Source organism: Nonomuraea muscovyensis, from assembly GCF_014207745.1.
Taxonomy (GTDB): Bacteria; Actinomycetota; Actinomycetes; order Streptosporangiales; family Streptosporangiaceae; genus Nonomuraea; species Nonomuraea muscovyensis.
Map to the genome: position 1 here is coordinate 2,318,183 of NZ_JACHJB010000002.1, position 21,387 is coordinate 2,339,569.

At 73.3% G+C, this 21,387-nt stretch carries 18 protein-coding genes; 10 read left to right on the forward strand and 8 right to left on the reverse strand.

All coding sequences use genetic code 11. The features are described 5' to 3' along the window. Positions 1-181 precede the first annotated feature (181 nt). Positions 182-1,012: an SAM-dependent methyltransferase gene (locus FHU36_RS27525; protein ID WP_185086693.1), complete on the reverse strand. Its 831-nt coding sequence runs from the start codon at positions 1,010-1,012 to the stop codon at positions 182-184. Between the two features lie 95 nt (positions 1,013-1,107). After that, complete coding sequence (locus tag FHU36_RS27530) at positions 1,108-1,944, reverse strand: universal stress protein (RefSeq protein ID WP_185086694.1); 837 nt, start codon at positions 1,942-1,944, stop codon at positions 1,108-1,110. Between the two features lie 150 nt (positions 1,945-2,094). Here FHU36_RS27530 and FHU36_RS27535 point away from each other — a divergent pair, with 150 nt between their 5' ends. Further along, positions 2,095-2,736, forward strand: a complete 642-nt coding sequence (locus tag FHU36_RS27535; RefSeq protein WP_185086695.1) for a response regulator — start codon at positions 2,095-2,097, stop codon at positions 2,734-2,736. 51 nt (positions 2,737-2,787) lie between these two features. Further along, positions 2,788-3,237, forward strand: a complete 450-nt coding sequence (locus tag FHU36_RS27540; RefSeq protein ID WP_185086696.1) for a pyridoxamine 5'-phosphate oxidase family protein — start codon at positions 2,788-2,790, stop codon at positions 3,235-3,237. On the opposite strand, the gene FHU36_RS27545 is transcribed toward FHU36_RS27540, so the two are convergent. The 4 genes from FHU36_RS27545 to FHU36_RS27560 all read right to left on the reverse strand — a co-directional run bounded on the left by FHU36_RS27545 (position 3,185) and on the right by FHU36_RS27560 (position 8,439). Further along, positions 3,185-4,876, reverse strand: coding sequence for a GAF domain-containing sensor histidine kinase (locus FHU36_RS27545; protein WP_185086697.1), 1,692 nt, complete (start codon positions 4,874-4,876; stop codon positions 3,185-3,187). The genes FHU36_RS27540 and FHU36_RS27545 overlap by 53 nt on opposite strands. Before the next feature lie 71 nt (positions 4,877-4,947). Further along, a complete protein-coding gene (locus FHU36_RS27550) occupies positions 4,948-5,943 on the reverse strand; it encodes an Acg family FMN-binding oxidoreductase (protein WP_185086698.1) in 996 nt (331 codons plus the stop codon). A gap of 95 nt (positions 5,944-6,038) precedes the next feature. Next, positions 6,039-7,004, reverse strand: coding sequence for a cytochrome d ubiquinol oxidase subunit II (gene cydB, locus FHU36_RS27555; RefSeq protein ID WP_185086699.1), 966 nt, complete (start codon positions 7,002-7,004; stop codon positions 6,039-6,041). 58 nt (positions 7,005-7,062) lie between these two features. Next, on the reverse strand, positions 7,063-8,439 hold the full coding sequence (locus FHU36_RS27560) for a cytochrome ubiquinol oxidase subunit I (RefSeq protein WP_185086700.1): 1,377 nt from the start codon (positions 8,437-8,439) through the stop codon (positions 7,063-7,065). A gap of 156 nt (positions 8,440-8,595) precedes the next feature. Between FHU36_RS27560 and FHU36_RS27565 the strand changes: the two genes are divergently transcribed. From FHU36_RS27565 to FHU36_RS27575, 3 genes are all read left to right on the forward strand, one after another. Further along, positions 8,596-9,687: an Acg family FMN-binding oxidoreductase gene (locus FHU36_RS27565; protein ID WP_185086701.1), complete on the forward strand. Its 1,092-nt coding sequence runs from the start codon at positions 8,596-8,598 to the stop codon at positions 9,685-9,687. Next, a complete protein-coding gene (locus FHU36_RS27570) occupies positions 9,680-12,358 on the forward strand; it encodes a bifunctional acetate--CoA ligase family protein/GNAT family N-acetyltransferase (RefSeq protein ID WP_185086702.1) in 2,679 nt (892 codons plus the stop codon). Before FHU36_RS27565 ends, FHU36_RS27570 begins: the two co-directional genes overlap by 8 nt. Positions 12,359-12,503: 145 nt before the next feature. After that, complete coding sequence (locus FHU36_RS27575) at positions 12,504-13,112, forward strand: CBS domain-containing protein (RefSeq protein WP_185086703.1); 609 nt, start codon at positions 12,504-12,506, stop codon at positions 13,110-13,112. 151 nt (positions 13,113-13,263) lie between these two features. Here the strand turns inward: FHU36_RS27575 and FHU36_RS27580 are convergent, their stop codons facing one another. Next, positions 13,264-13,917: a CBS domain-containing protein gene (locus FHU36_RS27580; protein ID WP_185086704.1), complete on the reverse strand. Its 654-nt coding sequence runs from the start codon at positions 13,915-13,917 to the stop codon at positions 13,264-13,266. A gap of 132 nt (positions 13,918-14,049) precedes the next feature. Between FHU36_RS27580 and FHU36_RS44925 the strand changes: the two genes are divergently transcribed. Both FHU36_RS44925 and FHU36_RS27590 read left to right on the forward strand, forming a co-directional pair. Next, positions 14,050-14,256 (forward strand): hypothetical protein, encoded by a 207-nt coding sequence (locus FHU36_RS44925; protein WP_185086705.1) that lies wholly within the window; start codon positions 14,050-14,052, stop codon positions 14,254-14,256. Continuing rightward, positions 14,253-17,348, forward strand: a complete 3,096-nt coding sequence (locus tag FHU36_RS27590) for a pyridoxamine 5'-phosphate oxidase family protein (RefSeq protein WP_185086706.1) — start codon at positions 14,253-14,255, stop codon at positions 17,346-17,348. The genes FHU36_RS44925 and FHU36_RS27590 overlap by 4 nt, the downstream gene beginning before the upstream one ends. Positions 17,349-17,417: 69 nt before the next feature. On the opposite strand, the gene FHU36_RS27595 is transcribed toward FHU36_RS27590, so the two are convergent. Beyond that, on the reverse strand, positions 17,418-18,194 hold the full coding sequence (locus FHU36_RS27595) for a DUF6544 family protein (RefSeq protein ID WP_185086707.1): 777 nt from the start codon (positions 18,192-18,194) through the stop codon (positions 17,418-17,420). Between the two features lie 311 nt (positions 18,195-18,505). On the opposite strand from FHU36_RS27595, the gene FHU36_RS27600 reads away from it, so the two are divergent. Genes FHU36_RS27600 through FHU36_RS27610 form a run of 3 tightly spaced genes read left to right on the forward strand, consistent with a single transcriptional unit; the run spans position 18,506 to position 21,363 of the window. Beyond that, a complete protein-coding gene (locus tag FHU36_RS27600) occupies positions 18,506-19,465 on the forward strand; it encodes a DUF1838 family protein (RefSeq protein ID WP_185087678.1) in 960 nt (319 codons plus the stop codon). After that, entirely contained in the window at positions 19,426-20,916 is a 1,491-nt protein-coding gene (locus FHU36_RS27605) for an aldehyde dehydrogenase family protein (protein WP_221496601.1), read from the forward strand. The genes FHU36_RS27600 and FHU36_RS27605 overlap by 40 nt, the downstream gene beginning before the upstream one ends. Positions 20,917-20,919: 3 nt before the next feature. After that, positions 20,920-21,363, forward strand: a complete 444-nt coding sequence (locus FHU36_RS27610) for a DUF3598 domain-containing protein (protein WP_185086708.1) — start codon at positions 20,920-20,922, stop codon at positions 21,361-21,363. Positions 21,364-21,387 lie beyond the last annotated feature (24 nt).

A 21,387-nucleotide genomic window follows, 5' to 3' on the forward strand; every position in this document is an offset into this window, starting at 1 on the left:
TTGAGGGCCGTTCGTGGCCCCCTACTACCCCTGTCGGACGCGGTCACTCCTCTTGTCAGCGCAGGTCAGAGAGTTTCTTACCGTGTTGGGAGAACTCCGGCGGCACGGCGCCGGGATCGCCTGCCGGGCGCCCAGGCCGTACGGACGCGTCGAGCACCTCAGGGCGGGCAGGTGCGGGCCGTCAGCCGCCGTTCGCGGACAGGCGGCCCACGCCGCCCTCGACCAACAGCGCCGGCCTGCCCTCCAGCAGCGGGATCGCCGGCTCCGACTCGTCGCCGGCCGTCCACTCGTGGACGGGCACGAGTCCGGGGCCGACCAGCTCGAACCCCTCGAACAGGCGCAGCACCCGCTCGTGGGTGCGGAAGGTGGCCTGCGCGGGCGTGCCGGCGGTCGCCCTGGTGAGCTGGGCGATCGCCTCGGGACTGCTCTCCGCCATGGTGTGGGAGACGACCAGGTGGCTGCCCGGCGCCATCCACTTGCGAAAGGCCGCGACGATGCCGCCGGGGTCCTCGTCGTCGGACACGAAGTGCAGGCAGCCGACCATGATCACGGCGAGTGGCTGGTCGAAGTCGATCAGGCCCGTGACGTGCGGGTCGCTCAGGACGGCGTCGGGCTGGCGCAGGTCGGCCTGGATGCCGGCGACGCCCGGCGCCCCGGCGAGCAGCACCTGGGCGTGCAGTGTGACGACGGGGTCGTAGTCGACGTAGACGACACGGCAGGAGGGGTTCACCTCGCGGGCGACCTCGTGCACGCTGGGCGAGGTGGGGATGCCGGTGCCCAGGTCGAGGAACTGCCGGATGCCCTGCCGGGCCAGGTGGCGTACGGCCCGGGTCAGGAAGAGGCGGTTGGCCCGGGCGACGAGCCGGGTGTCCGGCGCGACCGCCAGGAGCCGGTCGGCGACCGCGCGGTCCACCGCGAGGTTGTCCTTGCCGCCGAGCAGGTAGTCGTAGACTCGGGCGGAGCTCGGCACGGTGGGGTTGACGCCAGGAGGCACGCGCTCCAACTCGGACACCGGGGTGCCTCCTTCATCTATGCCGCAGAACCGTCATCCTACCGGTTCGGTGATCGCCGGAAGCGCGCCCACCCGTCTCTCCTGACCGCTCTTCGTCACCGTTTCACCACGGCCAGCGGGCACGGGGCGTGGTGCACCATGGCCTGGCTGACCGAGCCGAGGACCATGCCCTTGAGGGTGCCGTAGCCCCGCGACCCGACCACGAGCAGCTCCGCACCGGCGGCGGCCTCCCGGAGCACCGCGACGGGGTGGCCGTGCACGACCTCCTCGATGACCTGGACGCCGGGGTGGCGTTCGCGGTGCGCGGCGAGCCGCTCCTTCAGCAGCAGCACCTCGTCCTGCTCCCCGTCTCCGGCGGGTGGCAGGATCCCGCCCGCCTGCGGCAGGGACCAGGCGTGCACCGCCCGCAGCGTCAGCCCGCGCAGCTCGGCCTCGCGGAAGGCGAAGTCCAGCACCCGGCCGGTCGTGGCAGAGCCGTCGACACCGGCCACCACCTCGTCGCGCGGCGAGACGGGCAGCTCGCGGACCAGCACGACGTCGCACTCGGCGTGTCCGGCCACGCCGAGGGCCACCGACCCGACCAGCAGACCGCGCACCCCGCCCATGCCGTGGTCGCCGACCACCACCAGCTCGGCGTCCCTGGACGCCTCGATCAGCGCGGCACGCGGGTCACCGGGCAGTAGGCCCGTCTCGACGGCCACCTTGGGCCGCTCACGGCGGACCCGGTCCTCGGCGGCGGCGAGCACGGTCTTGCCGCCCTCCCGCATCCACCGGGCCACCTCCGCCAGGCGGCCGGAGCCTTCCTCCTTGCACGCCCAGTCGGGCATGGCGTGGACCAGCCGCAGCGGCGTCTCGCGCAGCGCCGCCTCCCCGGCCGCCCACCCGGCGGCCTCCAGCCCGGCCCGCGAGCCGTCGACACCAACGATGATCATAAGTTCCTCCCCGGAATGTTCGCTCGATGACATCATGTCCCCCGCCGGGCGGGACAATCACGGCGGTCCCGAGGATCGGTGACCTTCACGGCCGGATCGGTGACCTTGGTCCCTACCCCGTCGGGGCGAATGCCCGCTACGGTCAGAGACATGATTCGTGTGTTCCTCGTCGATGATCATGAGGTGGTGCGGCGGGGCGTGGCGGCCCTGCTCGGCTCCGAGGACGACATCGAGGTGATCGGCGAGGCCGGCACCGCCGAGTCGGCGATCGCCCGCATCCCGGCGCTGAAGCCCGACGTCGCGGTGCTCGACGTGCGGTTGCCCGACGGCAACGGCGTCGACGTGTGCCGCGAGGCCCGCTCACGGCTGCCCGGGCTGGCCTGCCTCATGCTGACCTCCTTCGCTGACGACGACGCGCTGTTCGACGCGGTGATGGCGGGCGCCTCCGGCTACGTGCTCAAGCAGATCCACGGCTCCGACCTGATCGGCGCGGTGCGCACGGTCGCCGCCGGGCAGTCGCTGCTCGACCCGCAGACCACCGCGGCGATGCTGCAGCGGCTGCGCGACCACGCCGTCAAGCAGGACCCCCTCGCCGCGCTGTCGGAGCAGGAACGCCACATCCTCGACCTCATCGGCGAGGGCCTGACCAACCGGCAGATCGGCGAGCGGCTGTTCCTCGCCGAGAAGACGGTCAAGAACTACGTGTCCAACCTGCTGGCCAAGCTCAACATGCAGCGCCGCACCCAGGCCGCCGCACTGTCGGCGCGGCTGCGGGTAGATCGGCGCGAATGATGGGACCTTCGCCCCTAAGGCTCTCCCGTGCGTGGCAGTGATCCTGGAGACATGCCGATCGATTCGTCCGGACTGCAGGTGCTCTCCCGAGAGGAGTGCCTGGGGCTGCTGGCGTCCACGCCGATCGGGCGGATCGTGTTCACCGATCGCGCCCTGCCCGCGGTGCAGCCGGTCACCTTCCGCCTCGACGGCGAGAGGGTCGTGATCCGCACCGCCGCCGGCTCCAAGCTCGCCGCAGCCACCCGGCAAGCCGTCGTGGCCTTCGAGGTCGACGAGTTCGACCCGGAGGAGCGCACCGGCTGGTCGGTGACCGCCGTCGGCCACGCGCGGGCCGTGTGCGACCCCGACGAGATCGAACGGCTGGCGGCGCTGCCGCTGACCGCGTGGGCTCCGGGCGAGCGCGACCACTTCATCGTGGTGGACGTCGAGCAGGTGACCGGCCGGCAGATCAGATCGGCGCGCTCCAACGGAGCGCGGTCCCCCCGGACTCGGGAGAGCTGACCTCGAAGGAGCCGCCCAGGCTGGCCGCGCGCTCCTCCATGTTGCGCAGGCCGCTGCTGCGGCGGCCGCCCGTCGGCAGGCCGATGCCGTTGTCCTGGACGACGAGCGTCAGGATCTCGCCCTGCACCTCCACCGACACGTCGGCCCTGGACGCCTTGGCGTGGCGCACCACGTTGGACAGCGCCTCGCGCAGCACGGCCAGCAGGTGCTCGGCGACCTCCTCGGGCACCCGGTTGTCGAGCTGGCCCTCCATCCGCAGGCCCGGCATGAAGCCCAGGTGGCCGCGCGACGACTCGACCAGCTCGACGATCCGGGCCCGCAGGCTGGGCGTCTGCTCGTCGGGCACCGACTGCAGCGCGAAGATGGTGGACCGGATCTGGCGGATCGTCTCGTCCAGCTCGTCGATGGCGTGCTGCAGCCTGCTGGAGGCCTCCGGCCGCTCGACCAGCCGGACCGTGCTCATGAGCGTCATGGCGGTGGCGAACAGCCGCTGGATGACGACGTCGTGCAGGTCCTTGGCGATGCGGTCGCGATCCTCCAGCAGGGTCAGCCGCTCGGCGTGCCGGCGCGTCTCGGCCAGCTCCAGCGCGATCGCCGCCTGGCCGGCGAACGCCTCCAGCATGCGCAGGTCGGAGGCGCTGAACGGCAGCCGCCCGGATCGCTTGGCCAGGGCGAGCACGCCGCGCACGGCCTGGCCGGCGCCGATCGGCATGAGCAGCTCCGGCCCGAAGCCCAGCTCGCGCAGCGGGGACTCGGAGTCGAGCAGGTCTCCCGCCGCCACCGGCCGGCCGCTGGTGAACACCCGGCCGGCGGCGCTGGCGGTCAGCTCGACGGTCAGCCCGGCCACGTCGTCGCACAGCTCACCCTCGACGAACTCCACCGAGAGGCTGTCGCCATCGGCGTCGGGCAGCAGGATCTGGACCAGGTCGGCGTCGCTCATCTGCCGGGCGCGGGCGGCCATCATGGCCAGCACCCGGCTCCGGTCGGCGCCCGTCAGCAGGGTCGTGGTGACCTCGGCCGACGCCTCCAGCCAGGTCTCGCGCCGGCGCGACTCCTCGTACAGGCGGGCGTTCTCGATGGCGACGCCGGCGGCGGTGGCCAGCGCGATGACGATGGCCTCGTCCTCCTCGTCGAACTCACCGCCGCCGCGCTTCTCGGTGAGGTAGAGGTTGCCGAACACCTCGTCGCGCACCCGCACCGGCACGCCGAGGAACGTGCCCATGGGCGGATGGCCCGGTGGGAAGCCGTAGGACTCGGGGTGGTCGGCGATGCGGCCGAGCCGCAGCGGCCGGGCGTCCTTGATCAGCAGGCCGAGCAGGCCGAGGCCGTGGGGCCAGTGCTCGATCTTGGCGATCTCCTCCTCGCTCAGCCCGACCGGGATGAACTGCAGGAGGGTGTGCTCCTGGCCGACCACGCCGAGCGCGCCGTAGCTGGCGTCCACGAGCTTGGTGGCCGTCTCCACGATGCGGCGCAGCACGGTCTCCAGGTCGAGGTCGCTGCCGACCGAGACGACGGCCTCCATCAGGGCGTGCACCCGGTCACGGGTGGCCAGCACGGCGTTGAGCCGCACCTGGAGCTCCGCCAGCAGCTCGTCGAGCCGCATCGTGGGCATGAGCGGGCTGTGTTCGCCTTGCGTCATACGATCAGTGTCGCACCATCAGCGTCCCGAGCCCACACCGGGCGGTATGGGCTCGGGAAGCGCCGTCTGGCTCAGTCGAGCACCTCCGGCAGGGAACGCCGGACACTGGCGCCCTCGTCGAAGGTGATCCCCAGGCGCATGATCATCTGCGGGTACTCGTGGCCGCACACCTCCTGGCGCAGGAACTCGCGCAGGTGGTACATCTCCAGTGCCTGGGTGTGGAAGGCGGCGCTGACACCGTGGGCGCAGGCGTCCAGCAGGATGCGCTGGAGCGCCTGGCCGGCGGCGATCCAGTCCTCGCGCGTGTCGCCGCGCGTGGTCAGCAGCGCGACCACGCCGGTGGCCGTGGCCTGCCCCTGGTCGCCCTCGGTGCCCCACTCGTGCCGCCAGGCGTAGTCGCGCTGCGGGAAGTGCGGGTCGGTGCGCGGCGCCTGCCGGGGGTAGGCCTCGGCGGGGACGCCGTCCCCGCGCGAGCTGCCCGGCGGACGGGCCCAGCGGATGACCTCCAGGTTGAGCACCCGGTCCGCCGACTGGGTCGCCTGGGCCGCGCGGGTGAGCGCGGCGACGATCTCCACCGCCTCGGGCGAGCCGACCGGGGTGAGCTTCGCTCCTTCGGTGCGCGCCTCCCGGATCAGGGCGTCGAGCAGCTTGTCGGGCAGGGGCAGGTCGGTGAAGCCGGCCCGGTGCGTACGGCGCTGCTCGATCTGCCGGCCGAGCGCGCGCGTGTGCTCGTCGACGTCACCCACCTCGGTGCCCTCGCCCAGGGTGACCGTGGCCAGCAGCGACGGGCGGTCGGGGTCGGGCAGCACCCGCACGACCGGCTCGAACCCCTCGCACCGCAGCGCCGTGCGGATGGTGAACAGGGCGGCGCCGCAGCTGATCAACAGTTCGCGGCCGGAGGGGTCGCCCATCCGGAGCTTGCGGTCCACGTCGGCCCGGAGGCTGATCTCGTCGCCGGAGACGGCGAACGACCACGGCTGCGTGTTGTGCACCGACGGCGCCCAGCGGGCGGCCTCCAGCGCGACGTGGATGGCGTGATCCCTCTGCTGTGTCGTCCGGGTGATCATCGCAGCACCTCCTGTGGTGTCGACTCCAGCCCATCACGGGCCTTCGTGGCCGGTCAGGGCCGAAGGTCCCCTCGGAGCGGGTCTCTGGGCCCCGGTCAGACCGCCCCGGTCAGGCGGCGGCGGAAGACCCAGTACGTCCACGCCTGGTAGCCGAGGATCACCGGGGTGAAGAACGCCGCGACCCAGGTCATCACTGTGAGCGTGTACGGGTTGGAGGCGGCGTTGGTCACGGTCAGGCTGTTGGCCGGGTCGAGGGCGGGCATCACGTTCGGCCACAGGCTGGTGAACAGGGCGGCGACGAATCCCACGATCGCCACCGCGCTGGCGGTGAACGCCCACCCGTCGCGGCCGGCCGCGGTGGCGAGCACGGCGCCGAGCAGGCCGGCGAAGGCCATTCCGACCGCGACCCACGACAGCGGGCCGGACCTGGCCAGCACGAGGAAGCCCATCACCACGAGCATCGTCGCGGGGACGAGGACGCGCGACGCGCGGACCGCCCGCCGCCGCAGCTCGCCGGTGGTGCGCAGGGCCAGGAAGATCGCGCCGTGCTGGGTGAACAGCAGCAGCGTGGCCAGCCCGCCGAGCAGCGCGAACGGGCCGAGCAGGGTGAACAGGGTGCCGGTGTACTCGTGGTCCGCGTCCAGCGGGACACCGGCGACGATGTTGGCGAACGCGACGCCCCACAGCACGGCCGGGACGAGGGAGCCCCAGAAGAAGGCCCGGTCCCAGCCGCGGGTGCTGTCGCTCTTGCCGCGGTACTCCAGCGCCACACCGCGCATGATGAGCGCCAGCAGGATGAGGAACAGCGGCAGGTAGAAGCCGCTGAACAGGGTGGCGTACCACTCGGGGAAGGCGGCGAACGTGGCGCCGCCGGCCACCAGCAGCCACACCTCGTTGCCGTCCCACACCGGCCCGATGGTGCGCACCATCGTGCGCCGCTCGGTGTCGTCGCGGGACAGGAACGGCAGCAGGATGCCGACTCCGAAGTCGAATCCCTCCAGCACGAAGTAGCCGGTCCACAGCACGGCGATCAGGATGAACCAGACGGTGGTGAGTTCCATGGATGCAGTCCTCGGTCAGGTCAGGCAGGTCAGGCGGGTGTCGCGGCGGTCAGGGCGGTCAGTAGGACAGAGTGGGGACGGCGGACTCGGCCTCGGGCCGGTCCGCCTGGGGGCCGAGCCGGATGTACTTGAGCAGCAACCGCACCTCGATGACCGCGAGCACCGCGTAGACGAGGGTGAAGCCGACGAGGGTGATGGCCACGGAGAAGACGTCCACGTTCGGGGAGACCGCGGAGGCGGTGCGCATCAGGCCGAAGACGGTCCACGGCTGGCGGCCCATCTCGGTGAAGATCCAGCCGAGGCTGTTGGCCAGGAACGGCAGGCCGATGCCCGCGATGGCCAGCCGGTGGAACCACCGGCCCGCGGGCAGCCTGCCGCGCCTGGTCAGCCAGAGTCCGGCCAGCGCCAGCAGCGCGGACAGGGCCCCGAACCCGATCATGAGGCGGAACGACCAGTAGGCGAGGCCGACGACCGGCCGGTAGTCGCCGGGGCCGTAGAGCGCCTCGTAGCGTTCCTGGATGTCGTTGATGCCCTCGACCTCGCCGTCCAGCGTGTTGGTGGACAGCAGGCTCAGTCCGTACGGGATCTGCAGGTTGACGTGGTTGCGGCCGTTCTCGACGTCGCCGACGGCGAACAGGGAGAAGCCGGCCGACCGCTCGTCCTCCCACAGCGCCTCGGCGGCGGCCATCTTCATCGGCTGCTGCTCGGTCATGATCTGCGCCTGCCAGTGGCCGGAGAACGACACGCCGACGGCGGAGACCAGGGCGACGGCCAGCGCCAGGCGGGCGGAGATGCGGAAGGTCGCCTCCTCGCGCCGGCGCAGCAGGAACCAGGCGCTGACCCCAAGGACGAAAGCGGCGGCGGTGAGGAACGCACCGAAGATCACGTGAGGGAAGGTGACGAGGGTGGTGGAGTTGGTGAGCACGGCCCAGATGTCGGTGAGCTCGGCCCGGCCGTTGTTGATCCGGTAGCCGACGGGGTGCTGCATCCAGGAGTTGGCCGCGAGGATGAAGTAGGCGGAGATGTTGGTCCCGATGGCCGCCAGCCAGATCGTGGCCAGGTGCACCCTTGGTGACAGCTTGTCCCGCCCGAAGATCCACAGACCGAGGAACGTGGACTCCAGGAAGAACGCGATCAGCCCCTCCATCGCCAGCGGCGCCCCGAACACGTCGCCCACGAAGCGCGAGTAGTCGCTCCAGTTCATCCCGAACTGGAACTCCTGCACGATGCCCGTCACCACGCCCATCGCGAAGTTGATCAGGAAGAGCTTCCCGAAGAACGTGGTCAGCTTCAGATACTCGGGCTTCCTGGTGCGATACCAGGCGGTCTGCAGCCCGGCCACGATGATCGACAGGCCGATCGTCAGGGGGACGAACAGGAAGTGGTAGACGGTCGTGATGCCGAACTGCCAACGGGAGAGGTCGAGGACGTCCATGACCTCAAGGGTCGCGGCAGGCCGCCGGCCGCCCATAGGGCCGCCCGTCCTCGTCCGGCGGGACCTTGGGGTGGGACTTTCGGCACTCCCGGCCGGGCCGTCCGGCTCTGCCGGTGCCGGGTGACACCGCGGAAGGCTCTGAGCAGGAGGTGCGTCATGTCCACTCCCCCGGCCGACCAGCACGCCACCCGTCCCACCCGCCACCCGGCCGGCCCGCCGCCCGGCCCCTCGACGGGGCGCGCGGCCGGTCGCCCGGCCGCGTCGCCGCCCGGCCGGCCTGTCAGCCCGTCCGCAAACCCGCTCGCCTCCGAGCTGGGCGTGCGCAGGCTGCTGGTCGCGGCCGGCCAGGCGCCGTCGGTGCTCAACACCCAGCCGTGGCGCTTCACGGTCGTGCGACGCGAGTTCGTGGAACTGCTGGCCGACCCCGACCGGCGGCTGCGGGTCAGCGACCCGCGCGGCCGCTCCCAGCACGTGAGCTGCGGCGCGGCCCTGTTCAACCTGCGCCTCGCGGTCCGCGCCGCCGGGCTGCGCCCGGTCGTGTGGCTGCAGCCCGACCCGGAGCTCGACCCCGGGCTGCTGGCGGCGGTGCGGATGGGCGACACGCCCCCGGCCACGGGCCGGCACCGCGAGCTGTACGACCTGATCTGGACGCGCCGCACCAACCGCGAGCCGTTCGACGACCGCCGGGTGCCGCCGGCGGTGCTGGCCGAGCTGCGCATCGCCGCCTCCCGCGAGGGGGCCGCCCTGCTGCCGCTCGACCGGCGCGCCACGGCCGACATCCTGGAGTTCGCGGCGCTGGCCGAGGAGGAGCTCGCGCACGACGCGGACTACCGGGCCGAGCTGGCCGCCTGGACGATGCCGGGCGCCCACGCCGACGGGGTCCCCCGCCACGTCCGCGGGCCGCGTCCGGCGGGCGACCCGGCCCCGGTGCGTGACTTCGGGCAGCACTCCGGCCGGGCCCGGTTCGAGGCGCGCCCGCAGCTCGCGGTGCTGACCACGCCGGGCGACCGGCCGCTCGACTGGCTGCGCGCCGGGCAGGCACTGCAACGGGTGCTGCTCACGGCGGCCCGGCACGGGGTGTCGGCGTCGTTCCTCAACCAGCCCCTCGACCTGCGGGACATGCGCCGCCGCAGGGATCCCCGCCACCGGCGCGGCCACGCGCAGATGATCATCAGGCTCGGCTACGGGCCGTTCGTCGCCCGCGCGCCGCGCCGCCCTGCCGCCGAACTGGAGACCTCGCATGTCTGACGGCTATGACGTGCTGCTGCGCGACGGCGGCATCGCCCACGTGCGCCCGCTGCTCGCCACCGACCGCGAAGCCCTGCACGAGCTGGTGGACCGCTCGTCGGCACGGTCGGCGTACCTGAGGTTCTTCACCGGGGGCCGCAACACCGCCCACGCCTACATGGACCGGATCACCGGCCCCGGCTACCACGGCCACGCCCTGGTGGCCACCGTGCGTGACGAGCTGGTGGCCGTCGCCGAGTACATCCCCGACGGCGAGGACGGCGGCACGCGCCGCGAGGACGGCCGGGACACCGCTGACCTCGCGATTCTCCTGGACGACGCCGTGCAGGGCAACGGCCTCGGCACGCTGCTGCTGGAGCACCTCGCGATCAACGCGGCGGCCGACGGCGTGCGCGAGCTGACCGCCGACGTCCTGCCCGAGAACGAGACCATGATCCGGGTGCTGCGTGATCTGGGACTGGAGTCGGTCCGGCACGCGGGCAGCGGCACGCTCCGCATCAACCTGGACTCCAGCCCGACGCCGGAGCTGCAGGCCGTCGTGGAGGCGCGCGACCACGTGGCGGGCCGTGCCTCGCTGACCCGCGTGCTGGCCCCGCGGTCCGTGGCGGTGATCGGCGCGGGCCGCGACCCGGGCGGTGTCGGCCACAAGGTGCTCCGCAACCTCCTCGACGGCGGCTTCGCCGGGCCGCTCTACCCGGTCAACCCCAAGGCCGACCAGGTGGCCGGCCTGACCTGCTACCCCGGCCTGGCCGACGTGCCGGGCGCGGTGGACCTCGCGGTGGTGGCGGTGCCGCCGCAGCAGGTGCTGGACGTGGCCCGCGACTGCGCCGCCGCCCGGGTCGCCGGCCTGGTCGTGGTGACGTCGGGCTTCGCCGAGGCCGGGCGGCCCGACGCGGAGGGCGAGCTGCTGCGGATCTGCCGCTCCGCCGGAATGCGCCTGGTCGGCCCCAACTGCCTGGGCGTGGTCAACACCGCGGCCCGGCTCAACGCCAGCTTCCTGCCGCACGCCCCCGCCCGCGGCCGGGTCGCGCTCATGTCGCAGTCGGGCGCCGTCGGCGCGGCGCTGCTGGACCGGCTGGACGTCTCGTCGTTCGTGTCCGTCGGCAACAAGGCCGACGTCAGCGGCAACGACCTGCTGGAGTTCTGGGAGGACGATGAGGACACCGACGTGATCGCCCTCTACCTGGAGTCGTTCGGCAACCCGCGCAAGTTCGCCCGCATCGCCCGGCGCGTCGCGGCGCGCAAGCCGGTGCTGCTCGTCAAGAGCGGCCGGTCCGGCGCGGGCGACCGGGCGGTGCGCTCCCACACCGCGGCGGCCGCCACCCCCGACGTGGCCGTGGACGCGCTGGTCCGCGCCGCCGGGGTGATCCGGCTGGACAGCGTGCACGAGTTGATCGACACCGCCCGCCTGCTGGCCGCGCAGCCGCTGCCGCGTGGCCGCCGGGTCGCGATCGTCGGCAACTCGGGCGGACCCGAGGCGATGGCCGCCGACGCCTGCGAACGGCACGGCCTTGTGGTCCCCGAGCTGCCCGCCGGCCTGGTCAAGGCCCGCTCGGCCGCCGCACTGGGCAACCCGGTGGACCTGACGGCCGACGCGCTCGCCGACGAGATCGGCGCCGCCGTGGCGGCGCTGGTGGGGGCGGACGAGGTGGACGCGGTGCTCGTCGTCTACACCCCGCCGTTCGGGTCGGGGCTGGAGGAGACGCGCAAGGCCGTCGTCGCCGCCGCCGAGCACGCGGACAAGCCGGTGCTGGCGTGCGTCTCCGGCCATGACGGGCTCATCGACGGCCGCGTGCCCGGCTACGCCTACCCCGAGCAGGCCGTCGAGGCCCTGGCCCAGGCCGTCCGCTACGCCGAGTGGCGCACCGCGCGCGCGGCCGGTGCGCCCGCGGCCGTCTCCACGACGGCCGCCACCGCGCTGGCGACCACCTCCTCGGCGGGCGAGGTGCGGTCGGCGGCGCGGGAGATCGTCGGCGAGGAACTGGCCGCCCGGCCCGAGGGCGGCTGGCTGGCGCCCGGCGCCGCGACCCGGCTGCTGGCCTGTTACGGGGTGAGCCTCGTCGAGTCGGCCGACGTCACCGGCCCCGAGGCCGCCGCCGAGGCCGCGGCGCAGGTGGGCCTGCCCGCCGTGGTGAAGGCGATCGGCCCGGTGCACAAGAGCGACGTCGGCGGGGTCCGCCTCGGGCTGCGCAGCCCGGAGGAGGTGCGCCGGGCGTACGAGGAGATGGCGGAGCGGATCGGCTCCGAGATGACCGGCGCGACCGTCCAGCGCATGCTGCCCCCCGGGGTGGAGATCATCGTGGGCGGCGTCGGCTACCCGGCGTTCGGGCCGCTCGTCATGGTGGGGATGGGCGGTGTGACGGCCGAACTGCTGGCCGACCAGTCGTTCCGGGTGCCGCCGCTCACCACGGAGGAGGCGGTGGAGATGATCCGCGAGCTGCGCTGCTCGCCGCTGCTGTACGGCTACCGCGGCGCGCAGCCGGCCGACGTGGAGGCTCTGGCGGGCACGGTCGTCCGCATCGGCAGGCTGCTGGAGGACCTGCCGGAGGTGGCCGAGCTGGACCTCAACCCGGTGATCGTCACCACCGACGCCGCCGTCACGGTGGACGTCCGGATCAGGGTTGCGCCCTGCGACCCGCAGCCGTCTCCGCTGCTGCGCCGGCTGCGTTGACCTGGTCGCCGATTCGGGGCTTCCCCCTACCAACCGATTCGGGACTTACGCCCCTACCAGGGGTGTAAGTCCCGCGTTGTGATGGAAGGACCACCGGCCAGGAGCGTGGGGGCGGCGATGAGGACGAGGGAGAGGCCGGATAGCCATGCTGGTCCGCGAGGTCATGAGCAGCCCGGCCGTTACCGTCCGCCGCACCGACCCGGTGCGGCGGGCGATCCGCGTGCTGCACGCCCACGACCTCACCGCCGCCCCCGTCCTCGACGACGCCGGCCGCCTGGCCGGGATGGTGAGCGAGGTGGACCTGCTGCGCGGCGAGTTCGAGCCGGATGCGCGGGCGGCCGCGCGACCCGCGGTACCGTCCGCCGGGCCGGTGCCGCGCCAGGTGTGGCAGGTGATGACGCATGCCGTGGTGACGGTCACGCCGGTCACCGATGCCGCCACGGCGATCGACCTTATGGTCGGCAAACGCGTCAAGAGCCTGCCCGTCCTGGAGGGCGAGAAGGTGGTGGGCATGCTGAGCCGTCGCGACCTGATGGCGATGCTGTCCCGGCCCGACGCGGAACTGCGCGAGGCGGTCGTCGCCGTGCTGCGCGAGCATCATCCGACGGGCGCCGGCTGGGAGGTCACGGTCGACGAGGGGGTGGCGGAGCTGCGCCGCGCGCCGGGCGTCCCGCCCGACGAGCACGCCGACCGCATCGCCGGACTGCTGACGGGCACCGTCCCGGGCATCGTCCGGGTACGCCGGCTCCCCTGACCCGGCATCATCCGCACACGCTGACTCCCCTGACCCGGCATCGTCCGCACACGCCGGTTCCCCTGACCCGGCATCGTCCGCGCATCTGGGGAGCGGGGACCGTCCGGGTGCGGCGGCTCGCGCGTCGTGGCCGCGCCGACAGGGCGGCGCGCTACGTCGCCGGTGGGACGATGATGTCCTCCCGGACGCACGCCAGTTCGGACACGACGTCCACGACGCCCTCCACCGAGCGGATCCGCTCCGCCACGGCGATGGCCTGCGACCTCGACTCGACCGTGCCGCGCACGGTCACGACGCCCCGGTCGATCTCGATCGAGAGCGCCCGCTCGTCGGGGAGCTGGGCGCGGATGTCGGCCATCAGGTCGGCGACCGGGCGGGTGAAGACCCGCAGCGCGTCGTGCTGGTGCAGCGTGCCGACGATGCGCCCGCTGACCGGGTCCACGACCGGAAGCTGCTTGATGCGCTCATGGTGCATCACCCGGGCCGCTTCACGGACCGGTGTCGTCGGGGTGACCGTGACGGCCGGGGAGGTCATGAGCTGGGCCGCCGTCACGCCCGCGGCCTTGCGGTGGTCCTGGCGCTGCCGGTGCGACTCGAACATCGAGACGCTGTGGCGTACCGGGTCACTGGCCTTGAGCAGGAGGTCGGCTTCGGAGACCACGCCCACCGGACGCCGGTCGGCGTCGATCACGGTGACCGCCCCGACGGCGTACCGCCTCATCACGGTGACGATCTCGGCGAACGGCGCGTTCTCGAACACGGCGACGGCCACGCGGCCCATGACGTCCTTGACTTCGATTGCCATGGTCTCCTCCTCACGTCCATCTCCCACGCTCCTCCCCTGCCGAGCCGTTCTGCAGCGGCGAACGTCCCGGACGGGCGGGTCCAAGGTCCCGCGGCCATGTCTGGCGACCCGGCCTGTGGGTAGCGTCGTCGCATGACCGTCATCGATCTCGCCACGGTCGGCGCCGTCGTCCTCGACACCGACGGCGTGGTCACCGACACGGCGCGGGTGCGCGCGGCGGCGTCGAAACACGTGTTCGACGTGTTCATCCGGCTTGCCCGGCTGGGGCTGCCGGGCAAGCCGGATCCGGCGCCGTCCGAGCCGGCCGCCACGGGCCGGGTGCCCGCGAGCCGTCCATGACAGCGCCGGATCCGCCCGCCGCCCCGTACGAGACGTCCGCCGCCCCGTACGAGCCCTCCCTCGCCCCGGACGAGAGGTTCCTCGCCCTGCACGAGGCCTTCCTCGCCCCGGACGGGACCTCCGCGGCCTCGTACGCCCCCGAGAGCGCGGCCGGCGGATCGGCGGACGGCCCGTGGTCGCTGCGCTACGACGGGTACGACCCCGGCCACGAGGCGCTGCGGGAGGCGCTGTGCACGCTGGGCAACGGCCGCTTCGCCACGCGCGGCGCCACCCCCGACGGCGGCGCACGGACGCCCGGCACCTACGCCGCCGGCTGCTACAACCGCCTCGACTCCACGGTCGCCGGCCGGACCGTCACCAACGAGGACCTCGTCAACCTGCCCGACTGGCTGCCGCTGACGTTCGCCACGCCCGACGGCGACTGGTTCAGCCCGGACCGGGCCCACCTGCTGGACTACCGGACCGAGCTGGACATGCGGCGCGGGGTGCTGATCAGGTCGCTGCGCTGGCGGGACGGGTCGGGCCGGATCACCCGGGTGCGGCAGCGCCGCCTCGTGTCCATGGCCGACCCCCTGCTGGCCGCCCTGGACACCGACTTCGTGGCGGAGAACTGGTCGGGCCCGCTGCGCGTCCGGGCGGCCCTCGACGGCCGGGTCACCAACAGCGGCGTGGCCCGCTATCGCGAACTGCGCGGCGACCACCTGACCGGCTACGACACGGGGACGGCAGGCGATCTGGCCTGGCTGAGCGCCGTCACCCGCACCTCCGGGATCACCGTCGCGCTGGCGTCCCGCACCGACCACGGCGCGCCGTCGCCGGAGGTGACCCAGAAGCCGGACCTGATCGCCGCCGAGCACGTGCTCGACCTCGCCGAGGGGACACCCGCGTCCCTGACGAAGATCGTCGCTCTGGTGACGTCCCGCGACCCGGCGATCCACGACCCGTGCTCGGCGGCGCTGCGGGCGGTGCGGCTGGCGCCGCGCTTCGACACGCTGCTGGCACGGCACGAGGCGGCCTGGGCGCGGCTGTGGGAGCGGGGCCGGCTGGACGTCGACGGCGCGGACATCGCGCGGGCCGTCCGCCTGCACGTCTTCCACCTGCTGCAGACGCTGTCGCCGCACACCGCCGACCTGGACGCCGGGGTGCCCGCCCGCGGGCTGCACGGCGAGGCGTACCGGGGGCACGTGTTCTGGGACGAGCTGTTCGTGCTGCCCTGGCTGAACCTGCGCTTCCCCGAGATCTCCCGCGGCCTGCTGCGCTACCGGTGGCGGCGGTTGCCGGAGGCGCGGGCGGCGGCCCGGGCGGCCGGGTTCGACGGGGCGATGTTCCCGTGGCAGAGCGGCAGCGACGGCCGTGAGGAGACGCAGACGCTGCACCTCAACCCGCTGTCGGGCCGCTGGCTGCCGGACCGCTCGCACCTGCAGCGGCACGTGGGGCTGGCCATCGCCTACAACGTGTGGCAGCACCACCTGGCGACCGGGTCGATGCCGCCGTGGTGCGCGGAGCTGCTCGTCGACATCGCGCGGTTCTTCGCCTCGCTGGCGGTGCCGTTCGAGGAGTCGGGACGGTACGAGATCCACGGCGTGATGGGCCCCGACGAGTATCACGAGCACTACCCCGGAGCCGCCTCCCCCGGCCTGGCCAACAACGCCTACACCAACGTCATGACCGTGTGGCTGCTGCTGCGCGCCCTCGACACCCTGGAGCTGCACCCCGACCTGCCGGTGGCCGAGGGCGAGGTGGAACACTGGCTGGACATCACCCGGCGGATGCGGGTCGACTTCCACGACGGTGTGATCAGCCAGTTCGGCGGCTACGCCGAGCTGGCCGAGCTCGACTGGGAACGGTATCGGGGAGCGCGCCGCCTGGACCGGGTGCTGGAGTCGCAGGGCGACGACGTCAACCGCTACAAGGCGTCCAAGCAGGCCGACACGCTCATGCTGTTCTACCTGCTGACCTCCGACGAGTTGCTGGGCCTGCTGCACCGGCTCGGCTACCCGGCCGGCCCCGAGCTGATCCCCCGTACCATCCACTACTACCTCGGCCGCACCAGCCACGGCTCCACGCTGAGCGCCGTCGTGCACGCCTGGGTGCTCACCCGGTCCGACCGGGCGCGCTCGTGGAGCTTCTTCACCGAGGCGCTGGCCAGCGACCTCGAGGACGTGCAGGGCGGCACCACGGCCGAAGGCGTCCATCTCGGCGCCATGGCCGGCACGCTCGACCTGATCCAACGCTGCTACCTGGGGCTCCACCTTCGCCGTGACGGGCTCCACCTCGACCCGCTGCTGCCCGGCGAGCTCGCTCCCCTCTCCCTGCCGATCCGTTTCCGCGGCATCCGTTACTTCATCGACGCGGACCACGACAAGACCCGCGTCAACGGCGTCACGCTCGCGCGCGGCGCACGCCGCACCTTCGCCAGCCAGCAAGGGGGGACGACCATGTCCACCGGCGACCTCGGACGTCGCATCATCCACCACCGCGAACGCCTCGGCCTGACCCGCGAACAGCTCGCCGAGCGCGCCGCCATGGCTCCCGGGTACGTCAAGTACCTGGAGGAACATCCCGACACCATCGGCACCAGCGCCCTGACGCGCCTGGCCGACGCCCTGCAGATCACCGTCGAGGACCTGCTGGGCGGCGGCGGCGACCGGCCGCCCGGCGTGGGTCACGCGCAGGCGGGCCCGAAGCTGGAGGTGCTGCAGCCGGAGGAGTGCCTGCGCCTCATCGCGCCCGGCGGCATCGGGCGGGTGGCGTTCGGCGGTCCGCAGGGGCCGACCGTGCTGCCAGTCAACTACAAGCTGCACGAGGGCGCGATCGTCTTCCGCACCGCCTACGGCGGTCCCATGGACCAGAGCCTGCGCACCGGGTTGGAGGGCGTCGAGATCAAGATCGGTTTCGAGGTCGACCAGATCGACGAGGCCCGGCGGGAGGGGTGGAGCGTGCTGGTGCAGGGGCCCGCGCACCATGTGCCGCAGGAGGAGCTGCGGCAGGTGACCGGCGCGGGCGTCTCCCCGTGGGCGGGCGGTGAGCGCGAGCTGTACATCCGCATCGTCCCCCACCAGATCACCGGCCGCCGCATCCGGGGGCTCTGACCGCGGGAGACGGCCGCCGATCCCGCGCGGTGCCCGGCGGCGGCAGGTGATCGCCCCCCAGCGTCCCTGTCAGCGGTAGCGTGCGTGGTCGACGGTGAAGCGGATGAACTCGCCGCCGGCCCACCGGTCCTCCCCCGGCCACCAGCCGCCACGCACGTCCGCCGGGATCGTGAACCCGTCGAAGGTCGTCTCACGGCCGCATTCCACCCCGAACGGGTGCACGCCGAACCGGCCGTCGCCCGCCGGATCGCCCCAGCGGGGCACGGTGACGGCCGCCAGGCGGCCGTCGGGGGCGACGGTGAGCGTCACCTCGTAGTCCTCCTCCCCCACCGGGAGCCGGGCGACCGCCTGGTGCTCGCCGAGCGTCTTCCACTGGACACGCGGGTCCAGGGCGGCGGCGGGTGCCAGCACGAACTCGCAGGCCAGCCGGCCGGCGGCGCTGCGGGCGATGTCGGGGCCGCCGCCGGACATCACGGGCAGGACGTCGAGCAGCCGCCAGCGCATCTCGCCCGTGCCGTCGCGGTAGCGGTCGAACCCGCGTACCGTCACCGGTCCCAGCCGGGCGGCGGCGGCCCAGACGTACCCGGCCATCGGCAGCAGCGCCTGCGCGGCGCGGAAGGGACGCCATCCGCCGAGCCGGATCGTCCCGTGCAGGTCCAGCACCACCGCGCGCAGCAGCGGCGTCCCGGGGGCGATGGCGTGCAGAACCCAGCGGCGGGCGGGCTCGGGCAGCGGGCCGGCCTGCTCCGGGTCGAAGCGGGGCGCGTCCGGGGTCGGGGTCTGCAGGACATCCCAGTCCGCGCGGGCTGCGTCCGTCAGGTGCGGCGGGGCGACGACGACGGTCATGACGGCCTCCAGAGGTCCCGGACCACCGGCCACACGGCCGTGGGTGCGGCGGCCGGGGTGCCGGGGCGGCGCTCCGGCACCCCGGCCGGCCCCTTCAGCACACACCCGGGGCCCGGCGGCTCCCAGAGGACGAGGTCCCGGGCCGCGCGGGACCAACGGCCCTGCCGACATCCGGTGGCGGAACGTCATCGGCCTGGGCATGGCCTGGACTCTGGACATGAACACCCTCCAAATGATCACAATGGTCGCCGTCATCTCCACCGGAGAAAGCGGGAGCACTGTTGTCCAGACGCCGCAGGATGGTCGTGTCCATGGTTCTCGCCGGGCTGGTGGCGGTCGCCGCCGGTCCCGGAGCCGAGGCGGCCGGCGAGGCCGGCGACCCGGCTCGCCCGGGGCCGGTGTTCCGGACGGTCACCGACAAGAGCGCGCTCCTGTCCCTCCAGACGTTCGGCCGCCCGGACGGCCGGGACATGGTCTTCCGCATCTCGGGATCCGTCTACACCGACATCCCGGGCAACGCGCAGCAACCGCGGCTGAGCCACGGCCGCAAGCTGTTCAACATCGAGGGCTACAACATCCGGCGGCTCTACCGGGTGCCGGGCACCACGCAGCTCTACCAGCTCTCCCGCGAGATCGTCTTCTACACCGACCCCGCCGACCCGACGCAGATCGTGCGGGAGTGGGCCAACCCGATCGACGGCAGGACGTACCCGGTCGTGCCGATCAACAACGACACGGTGAACTTCGGCCCGTTCGACGTCACCCCCTCCTTCCAGGGCCCGCCGCTGCGACAGCTGCACGACGAGACCGTGTGGAGCAGCGACATCCCGGTCCGCGTCGACTACGGCGCCGCGCTGGGCGAGACGTTCGGGCTGGTGAACGGCGTCTACACGGCGCAGGAGATGTTCGACTTCTCGGTGGACGACCGTGAGGTGAGGGCGCGGACCGTCCCGGGCACGGTGCCGCCGGGCGCGATGCGGACCAAGATCAGCTGGGCGCGGACGAGCCCGTGGGCGCCGTTCATGTGCCTGGCCGAGAGCGCCGTCCCCGGACGCCTCAACTACCACGCCCGCGCCTGGTCGCTGCCGTCGTACCGGCACCTGGAGCCGTGGCTGCGCGCCGAGGTGGAGGCCCGCTACCCGCTCTACACGGCCGCCCCGCCGTCGCCCGGACCGAGCCAGAACTCGTGGACCTCCTTCCACGCCAAGCAGCTCCGCGGCGGGGCAACCACGTGGACGGACTGGTGCGCCGCGAGCGGGAAGACGTCGTGACGCCCGTCCTCGACCCCCTCACCGGCCGGGTCGAGCGCCCCCTGGCCCCCGTCTCCCCGGACCGCCTGGCCGCCACCGCCGCCGCCCTCCGCGCCATGGCCCCCGCCTGGACCGGCGCACCGGCCTCCCCCGAAGGGCGGGCCGTGGGCTGGGAGCGGCGGGCGGCGGCGCTGACGCGGTTCGGGGCGGCCGTCGCGCGCGACGAGGAGCTGGCGGCGGCACTGGTCGCCGACACCGGGCGGGTCGCCGAGTCGCTGCTGGAGACGCGGGCCGTCGCCGCCCTGGTCGCCCGCTGGGTGCGGCAGGCGCCCGCGCTGCTCGCCCCACCGCCCGAACGCCCCGCGTCCCTGCCGGGAGGTCCAGGAGCACCGCCCCACCCCGCGGAGCCGCAGGTGGTGGTGGCGGGGGACGTGGTGCCGTACGAGCTGGTCGGGGTGATCGGCCCGTGGAACTTCCCGCTGCTGCTCAGCCTCATCGACGCGGTGCCCGCGCTGGCCGCCGGCTGCACGGTGCTGGTCAAGCCGAGCGAGGTCACCCCCCGGTTCATCGAGCCGCTGATGCGCCTCGTGCCCGAGGAACTGCCGCTGCGGGTCGTCGAGGGTGACGGGACGACCGGCGCCGCCCTGGTGGACCTGGTGGACGCCGTGGTGTTCACCGGCAGCGTGCCGACGGGGTCACAGGTGGCGCGGGCGGCGGCCCGCGCGTTCGTCCCGGCGTTCCTGGAGATGGGCGGCAAGGACCCGGCGATCGTGCTCGCCGGCGCCGACCTCGACCGGGCGGCCTCGGCGATCCTGTGGGGCGGCACGGCCAACGCCGGCCAGTCCTGCCAGTCGATCGAGCGGGTCTACGTGGCGCGGACCGTGTACGAGGAGTTCCTGGCGCTGCTCGCCCGCAAGGCCGCCGGGGTGCGGCTGACGTGCGAGGGCGGCCCCATCGGGCCGATCATCGAACCGCGGCAGGCGGACGTGATCGCCGCCCACCTGGCCGACGCCGCCGCCAGGGGCGCGGTCACGCACACGGGCGGCCGGATCGAACGACACGGCGGGGGCCACTGGTGCCGCCCGACCGTGCTGTCGGAGGTGGACCACTCGATGCTCGTCATGACCGAGGAGACGTTCGGCCCCGTCCTGCCGGTCATGGCCGTGGACGGGCCCGGCGAGGCGGTGGCCCTGGCCAACGACTCGGTGTACGGGCTGTCGGCGGCGGTCTTCGCCGGTTCGGAGGAGGAGGCGCTGGCGGTGGCCGCCCGGCTGCGCGCCGGCGCGATCAGCGTGAACGACGCCTCCCTGACGGCGTTCGTGCACGACGGCGAGAAGCACGCGTTCGGGCGGTCCGGCCTCGGCGGCTCCCGCATGGGTGCCGCGTCGATCGCCCGTTTCCTGCGCCGCCGGGCGTTCCTGGTCAACCGGTCCACCGCCGCCGACCCGTGGTGGCACACGAGCGAGGAGTAGAGCATGGGACTGCGTTCGGAGATGCCGCTGCTGGCCCGCCACGAGGGCGAGTGGGCGGGCGAGTACGTGCACCTCGACCGGCTCGGCGCGGTGCTAGACCGGCACCGCGTCGCGATGACGTGCGCCATCGTCGGCGACGCCGCCTACCACCAGACCAACCGCTACACCTGGGACGACGGGCGGGCCGAGGTGCACGAGTTCCCGGGCGTCTACCTGGGCGGCGGCCGGTGCGGGTTCGACACCGACCGGCTGCGGGGCGAGTTCTGGGAGCTGGACGACACCACGATCTACCTGACCTGGCGGTACAAGGCCGAGGAGGAGAACCTGCGGCTGTACGAGCTGATCGTGCTGAGCGACGACGGCGCGTCGCGCAGCAGGGTCTGGCAGTGGATCAGGGACGGGGTGTGCGTGCGGCGGACCCTGATCGACGAGAGGCGGGTGGGCTGAGTGTGACGGCGTTCCGCGCTCGCG

Bases quoted from the DNA above. Each gene is read 5' to 3' on its own strand.
- FHU36_RS27575 (WP_185086703.1), top strand. From the start codon at position 12,504: ATGCTGGTCCGCGAGGTCATGAGCAGCCCGGCCGTTACCGTCCGCCGC.
- FHU36_RS27610 (WP_185086708.1), top strand. From the start codon at position 20,920: ATGGGACTGCGTTCGGAGATGCCGCTGCTGGCCCGCCACGAGGGCGAG.
- FHU36_RS27570 (WP_185086702.1), top strand. From the start codon at position 9,680: ATGTCTGACGGCTATGACGTGCTGCTGCGCGACGGCGGCATCGCCCAC.
- FHU36_RS27565 (WP_185086701.1), top strand. From the start codon at position 8,596: ATGTCCACTCCCCCGGCCGACCAGCACGCCACCCGTCCCACCCGCCAC.
- FHU36_RS27535 (WP_185086695.1), top strand. From the start codon at position 2,095: ATGATTCGTGTGTTCCTCGTCGATGATCATGAGGTGGTGCGGCGGGGC.
- FHU36_RS27560 (WP_185086700.1), bottom strand. From the start codon at position 8,439: ATGGACGTCCTCGACCTCTCCCGTTGGCAGTTCGGCATCACGACCGTC.
- FHU36_RS27590 (WP_185086706.1), top strand. From the start codon at position 14,253: ATGACAGCGCCGGATCCGCCCGCCGCCCCGTACGAGACGTCCGCCGCC.
- cydB (WP_185086699.1), bottom strand. From the start codon at position 7,004: ATGGAACTCACCACCGTCTGGTTCATCCTGATCGCCGTGCTGTGGACC.
- FHU36_RS27580 (WP_185086704.1), bottom strand. From the start codon at position 13,917: ATGGCAATCGAAGTCAAGGACGTCATGGGCCGCGTGGCCGTCGCCGTG.
- FHU36_RS44925 (WP_185086705.1), top strand. From the start codon at position 14,050: ATGACCGTCATCGATCTCGCCACGGTCGGCGCCGTCGTCCTCGACACC.
- FHU36_RS27530 (WP_185086694.1), bottom strand. From the start codon at position 1,944: ATGATCATCGTTGGTGTCGACGGCTCGCGGGCCGGGCTGGAGGCCGCC.
- FHU36_RS27550 (WP_185086698.1), bottom strand. From the start codon at position 5,943: ATGATCACCCGGACGACACAGCAGAGGGATCACGCCATCCACGTCGCG.
- FHU36_RS27600 (WP_185087678.1), top strand. From the start codon at position 18,506: ATGGTTCTCGCCGGGCTGGTGGCGGTCGCCGCCGGTCCCGGAGCCGAG.
- FHU36_RS27540 (WP_185086696.1), top strand. From the start codon at position 2,788: ATGCCGATCGATTCGTCCGGACTGCAGGTGCTCTCCCGAGAGGAGTGC.
- FHU36_RS27545 (WP_185086697.1), bottom strand. From the start codon at position 4,876: ATGACGCAAGGCGAACACAGCCCGCTCATGCCCACGATGCGGCTCGAC.
- FHU36_RS27595 (WP_185086707.1), bottom strand. From the start codon at position 18,194: ATGACCGTCGTCGTCGCCCCGCCGCACCTGACGGACGCAGCCCGCGCG.